Origin of the sequence: Macellibacteroides sp., assembly GCF_050251695.1 — a bacterium.
In the GTDB taxonomy this organism is placed as follows: domain Bacteria; phylum Bacteroidota; class Bacteroidia; order Bacteroidales; family Tannerellaceae; genus Macellibacteroides; species Macellibacteroides fermentans.
The window spans coordinates 1-6,541 of sequence record NZ_JBFWMI010000127.1 but is presented as its reverse complement, the minus strand read 5'-3'; the positions used below and the strand labels follow the sequence as shown (position 1 = coordinate 6,541).

Annotated in this window: 6 protein-coding genes; 2 read left to right on the top strand and 4 right to left on the bottom strand. The window is 40.0% G+C overall.

Features of this window, described 5'->3' with window-relative positions; all coding sequences use genetic code 11:
• Together AB7E53_RS13620 and glpT are read left to right on the top strand one after the other, a co-directional pair.
• Positions 1 to 337: hypothetical protein (locus AB7E53_RS13620; protein WP_446776276.1), on the top strand; the 337-nt coding region annotated here is incomplete at its 5' end.
• Between the two features lie 893 nt (positions 338 to 1,230).
• Complete coding sequence (gene glpT / locus AB7E53_RS13615; protein WP_079684204.1) at positions 1,231 to 2,589, top strand: glycerol-3-phosphate transporter; 1,359 nt, start codon at positions 1,231 to 1,233, stop codon at positions 2,587 to 2,589.
• A gap of 153 nt (positions 2,590 to 2,742) precedes the next feature.
• On the opposite strand, the gene metK is transcribed toward glpT, so the two are convergent.
• From metK to truB, 4 genes are all read right to left on the bottom strand, one after another.
• Positions 2,743 to 4,038 (bottom strand): methionine adenosyltransferase, encoded by a 1,296-nt coding sequence (gene metK / locus AB7E53_RS13610; RefSeq protein WP_446776274.1) that lies wholly within the window; start codon positions 4,036 to 4,038, stop codon positions 2,743 to 2,745.
• A 195-nt stretch (positions 4,039 to 4,233) separates the two neighbouring features.
• The gene (gene folK / locus AB7E53_RS13605) at positions 4,234 to 4,719 is read right to left on the bottom strand and encodes a 2-amino-4-hydroxy-6-hydroxymethyldihydropteridine diphosphokinase (protein ID WP_079684143.1); all 486 of its coding nucleotides are present in this window, start codon (positions 4,717 to 4,719) and stop codon (positions 4,234 to 4,236) included.
• 6 nt (positions 4,720 to 4,725) lie between these two features.
• Positions 4,726 to 5,775, bottom strand: a complete 1,050-nt coding sequence (queA, locus tag AB7E53_RS13600; RefSeq protein WP_079684144.1) for a tRNA preQ1(34) S-adenosylmethionine ribosyltransferase-isomerase QueA — start codon at positions 5,773 to 5,775, stop codon at positions 4,726 to 4,728.
• An 11-nt stretch (positions 5,776 to 5,786) separates the two neighbouring features.
• A complete protein-coding gene (gene truB, locus AB7E53_RS13595) occupies positions 5,787 to 6,491 on the bottom strand; it encodes a tRNA pseudouridine(55) synthase TruB (protein ID WP_079684145.1) in 705 nt (234 codons plus the stop codon).
• Between the last annotated feature and the right edge of the window lie 50 nt (positions 6,492 to 6,541).

Sequence of the window (6,541 nt, the reverse complement as noted above, 5' to 3'; positions counted from 1 at the left end):
GTTGATATGTAAATCTTTCAAAGAACTCTTGTTTGTTGCATTTTCAACCGTTTTGATCCGGTGTGAAAGCGGGTGCAAAGATAAGACTTTTTATTTTAAACCACCAAATGTTTTCGGAAGTTTTTTTAAAAAGTTTCGGGCCATTTCAATGCCGCTGCAGGATTCTTGCTTAGCCTCGCTAACCTCACCTTATGCTATCCATTTAAATTCCCTCATCATGTTGCCGTGCCGTTCTCTCTTGAATGCGGGTGCAAAAGTAGTGCTTTACAACATACACTCCAAACCTTTTGCAAACTATTTTTACAAGGATTTTAGCACACTTACCCTTAAACCCTGAATACCCGCACATTACACACCAAACTTTTTTTCAATCACCCTACATCCCGTTTTGAACCCATTTCCTCTCGCGTACATTATATATATTAAGAGAATGTGCAATACAGCGTGCATAAGGAACGTTTCAGCATATAACAGGAGAAAATACGGCTCTCTTGTCAATTAGTGCTCAAAAAAAGTGAAGATAACATCGTTGACATTACAAAAAAATCTCTTCTCTGAAAAAATAAATCCTAAAACAGCATAAAAGAACATCCCTACACCTCTACCTAGGTTATTTAAAACCCCAAACGAAATAGTAATATTTTCAGATCATAACACTAATTTGTCCGTATCCTTTGAAAAAATACTTAGTCTATCATTGAACTAAATTCCAATATTTTGGAAATCGATATATTTAACTTTGAAACAAGGTTCCCATATCTTTTAAAACCCTCAATAAACAATGAAAAACAATCTAATAGCATTTATAAAAAATCCCAGGTACTTTTCATTTTAAAAGTCATAACATTTTCTCCAAAAAGTATATACTTTCTGAAGAAAATGTACCTGCAAATTTTTGCTTAAGAGAAAAGTTACGGAGACTAAAGTCAAAAATCGCACATCAAACAAGCCAGAATCGCTATGGCAATGGTACAATCAAGATTATATTCTATCTTAAACCAAATTATTATACATAATATTTGGTACTTTGTTTACTCTATACTATTTTTGTTTCGTTTATATATGATTTCCATTTCCACACACAAATATCTATATCTGATATTTTCGAAATAATACAAAACATATATAGCCTTAAATCGAAATTATAGATAAATATAGAAGAATGATTGTTTTCATTCTATTACAGATTGTCATTTCATTCAATAAAAGTAACTTTATAAATCATTTATGATGATAAACTTCTTGAAACCGGCAGCTCATAAGCCATCCTTGGATAATGAAGCAATAGATCCGACATATAAGAAACTCAGATTACAAGTCTTTATCGGTATTTTCGTAGGATACGCCGGTTATTATCTGGTAAGAAAGAATTTTACTCTTGCCATGCCTTATTTAGTAGAAATGGGATTTGATAAAGGAGACCTCGGACTGGCTCTTTCTGCTAATGCGATAGCATACGGATTTTCCAAATTCTTAATGGGAGGCGTGTCAGACCGAAGTAATGCAAGGTTTTTTCTACCTTTAGGTCTTATTCTATCTGCTTTAATCACCTTCCTGATTGGAACAAGTGCTGGCATATCGTCCATATCTACCATGTTTATTCTTCAATTTCTGATCGGATGGTTTCAGGGGATGGGATGGCCTCCCTGCGGTAGAGTTATGACACACTGGTTTTCGGTAAAGGAACGGGGTACCAAAATGGCCATCTGGAATGTGGCACATAATGTAGGAGGAGGTATGGTTGGAGCGATGACAGCCTATGGTATTCTATGGTTTGGCTCCTGGCAGGCAGGTATTTTCTGGTTTCCCGCCGTAGTTGCCATACTAATATCCTTGCTAGGCTTGCTCTTGATACGGGATACTCCCCAGTCGTGCGGACTACCTCCAATAGAAAAATACAGGAATGAGTATCCCAAAAATTACTCAGCGAGTTCGGAGAAAGAGCTATCTGCAAAGGAAATCTTCTTTAAATATGTGCTCAATAATAAAATACTCTGGTATATCGCCATTGCAAATGCTTTTGTGTATCTGGTTCGTTATGGTGTACTTGACTGGGCGCCAACTTATCTGAAAGATGTGAAAGGATACGATATCAAAGAAGTCGGATGGGCTTATTCTGCCTACGAATGGGCAGCTATACCGGGAACACTCATTTGTGGGTGGCTTAGTGACAAGATTTTTAAGGGCAGAAGAGCTATTACAACTATGATATATATGGTATTAGTCGCTCTGTTTGTGGTAATCTACTGGAAAAACATGGACAACCGGCTACTGGACAGTATTGCGCTTATTGCTATCGGCTTCCTAATTTATGGGCCGGTAATGCTTATAGGGGTGCAAGCGCTGGACTTAGCCCCCAAAAAAGCTGCCGGAACAGCAGCAGGACTAACAGGGTTCTTCGGGTATTTCTTTGGAACCGCCATTTTAGCCAATATAGTTATGGGATATGTAGTTGAACATTTGGGATGGGATTGGGGATTTTTCATATTACTATCTGCCTGCGCATTGTCCTTTTTGTTTATTGCATTTACCTATAAAGAAGAACAGTATCTGATAAAACAGGAAAAAAAGGCCGTAAAGATTGAATAGCCTGCTGCCTAAATAAGATATAAGCTGATAACGAAACATACTGTTGGCTTGTTGACCCAGATCGAGGTTTGTTTTGATGGAAAAAACTTGAATAAAAAAAGCCTGCTTATTCTGTAAAAGATAAGCAGGCTTTAGTATCTGGTTTTATGACAATTACAAACCGAATGCCTCTTTAATCTGATCTACATAATCAAGCTTCTCCCAAGTGAAAAGCTCCACTTCACAGATTACCGGAGCCGTGTTGTAACGTGAATTAAATTCTTTGATTACAACCTGAGGGGTACGTCCCATGTGTCCGTACGAAGCTGTTTCGAAATAGATAGGATTACGTAATTTCAACCGGTCTTCAATCGCTTTAGGTCGCATGTCGAACAAGTTCCATACTTTTTCAGCAATTTCTCCATCCGTAAGCTTAACATTGGAACGGCCGTAGGTATTGATAAAGATATTCATTGGCTTTGCCACACCAATGGCATAGGATACCTGTACAAGAACCTCGTCGGCCACCCCTGCTGCCACCAGATTCTTGGCAATATGACGCGCTGCATATGCAGCAGAACGGTCAACTTTGGAAGGATCCTTTCCGGAGAAAGCTCCACCACCGTGCGCTCCCTTACCTCCGTAGGTATCTACAATGATTTTTCTTCCGGTAAGACCTGTATCTCCATGAGGGCCACCAATCACAAACTTTCCGGTAGGATTTACATGATAGGTAATTTTATCAGTAAACAAGGCCTGCACCTGAGGAGGGTATTGCGCCATGACGCGGGGAATCAATAAAGATTTCACATCAGCGGCAATTCTATCTTGCATTGCTTTATCGGCTGCATCTTTAGCTGCCTTACTTTCGTCGGCAGGAAGAACGAATTCATCGTGCTGCGTAGAGATTACAATGGTATCGATACGTAAAGGAGTTCCATTATCGTCGTATTCGATGGTAACCTGACTTTTAGCATCCGGACGCAGATAAGGCATTTTTTCTATTTCATTCTTACGTATAAATGCTAGTTCTGATAATAAGGAATGTGATAAATCAAGGGCCAACGGCATGTAGTTTTCTGTTTCGTTGGTTGCATATCCAAACATCATACCCTGGTCGCCCGCACCCTGATTGTAAGGATCCTGGCGTTCAACACCCCGGTTGATATCACCGCTTTGTTCATGTATGGCCGAAAAAACACCGCAAGATTTAGCTTCGAACTGGTATTCACTCTTCGTATAACCAATCCGCTCAATTACAGCACGGGCCACTTCCTGCACATCAACGTATGCACTAGATTTAACTTCTCCAGCCAGAACAACCTGTCCGGTTGTTACAAGTGTTTCGCAAGCAACTTTAGAGCTCTTGTCGTATGCAAGAAACTCATCAAGCAAAGCATCCGATATCTGATCGGCTACTTTATCGGGGTGTCCTTCAGACACCGATTCGGAGGTAAATAAATAACTCATTTTTATATAATTAAGTATATTATATTTTGAACTGAGAGCAGGTAGATGAGGCAGATGCAATAGAAAGGAATAAGAACTTTGATTTTAGCATTTTTTCCCGTGGTTGCAAGCATACAAATCTATCCACATCAGTTCGGGTGCAAAGATACAAACTAATTTCAGGATACAAACAAACCTTTCTGTTTTTCAAAACAATTAAGAATTCGCTTGGCTATTATTCGTCGGAAGTGCTAAATATAATTCACCTATGGAACGATTAAGAACCGGATGAATACAGGTATGAGCAATCTCCGAGAGGGGACCCAGAACAAAGCTACGTTGATGCATCAATGGATGCGGCAACGTAAGAAGAGGTGTATCTATCACCCAATCGTCGTACATTAATATATCAATATCGATAACACGGTCGTGATATTCGCCTTCACTTTTTTGCGAACGGCCCATATCACGTTCTATCTCCTGTGTTAATGCCAGAATCTCATAGGGAGAAAGAGTTGTCTCCATCATGAGCGCAGCATTTAAAAAATTATTTTCGGAAACAAACCCCCAAGGGGTAGTTTCATATAAATCAGAAAGGGCGAGTATACTCCCCACCCTTTCTGATAAAAGCGCCACGGCAGTAATCATATTATTACGCTTGTCGCCTATATTTGCTCCGAGACTAAAATATACAACTGCCATTATAAATCAGATGATTAACATGGCATCACCATAAGCCCCAAAACGATATTTCTCTTTTAAAGCCACATCATAAGCATCCATAATCAGATCGTATCCTCCAAAAGAAGCCGTCATCATCAACAAAGTTGAAAGCGGCATATGGAAATTTGTTACCATGCTTGTTGCAACACTGAAATCGTATGGAGGGAAGATAAATTTGTTGGTCCACCCTTCAAACTCCTTCAAATGGCCATCCGTACTTACAGCAGTCTCAATGGCACGCATAACAGAGGTGCCCACAGCACAAATCTGGTTGTTGCTGTCTTTCGCCTCGTTCACTGTTTTCACCACTTCTGCGTTCACAACCATCTGCTCGGAATCCATTTTATGCTTGGTAAGATCCTCCACATCGATTTCGCGGAAGTTACCTAAGCCCGAATGAACAGTCAGGAATGCAAACCGACAATCCTTGATTTCAAGACGTTTCATCAATTCACGGCTAAAATGTAGTCCTGCAGCCGGAGCCACAACCGCGCCTTCTTCCGATGCATAGATATTTTGATACCTTTGTTCGTCGTCTTCTTCAACTTCACGTTCAATATACTTTGGAAGCGGAGTCTCACCTAAGGCGTATAGAGCCTTTTTGAACTCGTCGTGATTACCATCGAAAAGGAAGCGCAACGTACGTCCACGTGAGGTCGTATTATCTATCACCTCGGCAACCATAGAATCATCTTCTCCAAAATACAGTTTATTCCCGATACGGATTTTACGAGCCGGATCCACCAGGACATCCCATAATCTCAGTTCTTCATTCAATTCCCGCAACAAAAATACTTCAATCCGGGCTCCAGTCTTTTCTTTATTTCCATACAACCGGGCAGGAAATACCTTTGTATTGTTAAAAATAAAAACATCTTTGGGTCCGAAATACTCTAAAATGTCTTTGAAGACTCTGTGCTCAATTTCTCCCGTTTTGCGATGAACTACCATTAATCTGGATTCATCCCTGTTTTTGGCTGGTTGCAGTGCAATCAATTCCGACGGCAAATTAAATTTGAATTTAGAAAGCTTCATACGGTGCTATATTAATTTTCGTTTATTATTTTCACTTCGTTATCTAAAAAGGCATCTATATCTTCAGGATTCATACACTGATCCAGCGTAATATCCCCGATGCGCGTACGTTCAAGCGCAATAAGATGCGCACCCGAATTCAACGCAACTCCGATGTCGCGGGCCAATGCCCTGATATAGGTCCCTTTACTACAAACTACCCGTATTTTTATTACCGGCAATTCACAGTTCAGCAGTTCGATTTCATCAATTACAAGCGTTTTGGCTTTTAGTTCAACTTCTTCGCCCTTACGTGCCAGATCATAAGCTCTTTTACCATCTACCTTACAGGCAGAAAAGACCGGTGGCACCTGCTGGATCTTTCCTACAAACGAGGTAAGAACCTCTTCTACCATGGAACGACTGATGTGCTCTGTAGGGTACACAGCGTCCACCTCTTTTTCCAGATCGAAAGAAGGTGTAGTTTCTCCCAGTTTAAGTGTAGCTACATATTCCTTTGTCTGGTACTGAAACTCCTCAATACGTTTGGTTGCTCTGCCTGTGCAAATAATCATCACACCAGTTGCAAGCGGGTCTAAAGTGCCCGCGTGTCCAACTTTAATTTTCTTAACCTTCAATTTTCTGGAAAGTTTGTATCTGAACTTATTTACCAGGTCGAACGACGTCCAACGTAAAGGTTTATTAAAATAAAGTATCTCTCCCTCTATAAAATCCATTAAACTATTTCTAAATTATACCCCATCCATAACATAACCAGAATGATTCC

Excerpts from the sequence above, each read along its gene's own strand:
- glpT (WP_079684204.1), top strand. The coding sequence starts at position 1,231 with ATGATAAACTTCTTGAAACCGGCAGCTCATAAGCCATCCTTGGATAAT.
- metK (WP_446776274.1), bottom strand. The coding sequence starts at position 4,038 with ATGAGTTATTTATTTACCTCCGAATCGGTGTCTGAAGGACACCCCGAT.
- folK (WP_079684143.1), bottom strand. The coding sequence starts at position 4,719 with ATGGCAGTTGTATATTTTAGTCTCGGAGCAAATATAGGCGACAAGCGT.
- queA (WP_079684144.1), bottom strand. The coding sequence starts at position 5,775 with ATGAAGCTTTCTAAATTCAAATTTAATTTGCCGTCGGAATTGATTGCA.
- truB (WP_079684145.1), bottom strand. The coding sequence starts at position 6,491 with ATGGATTTTATAGAGGGAGAGATACTTTATTTTAATAAACCTTTACGT.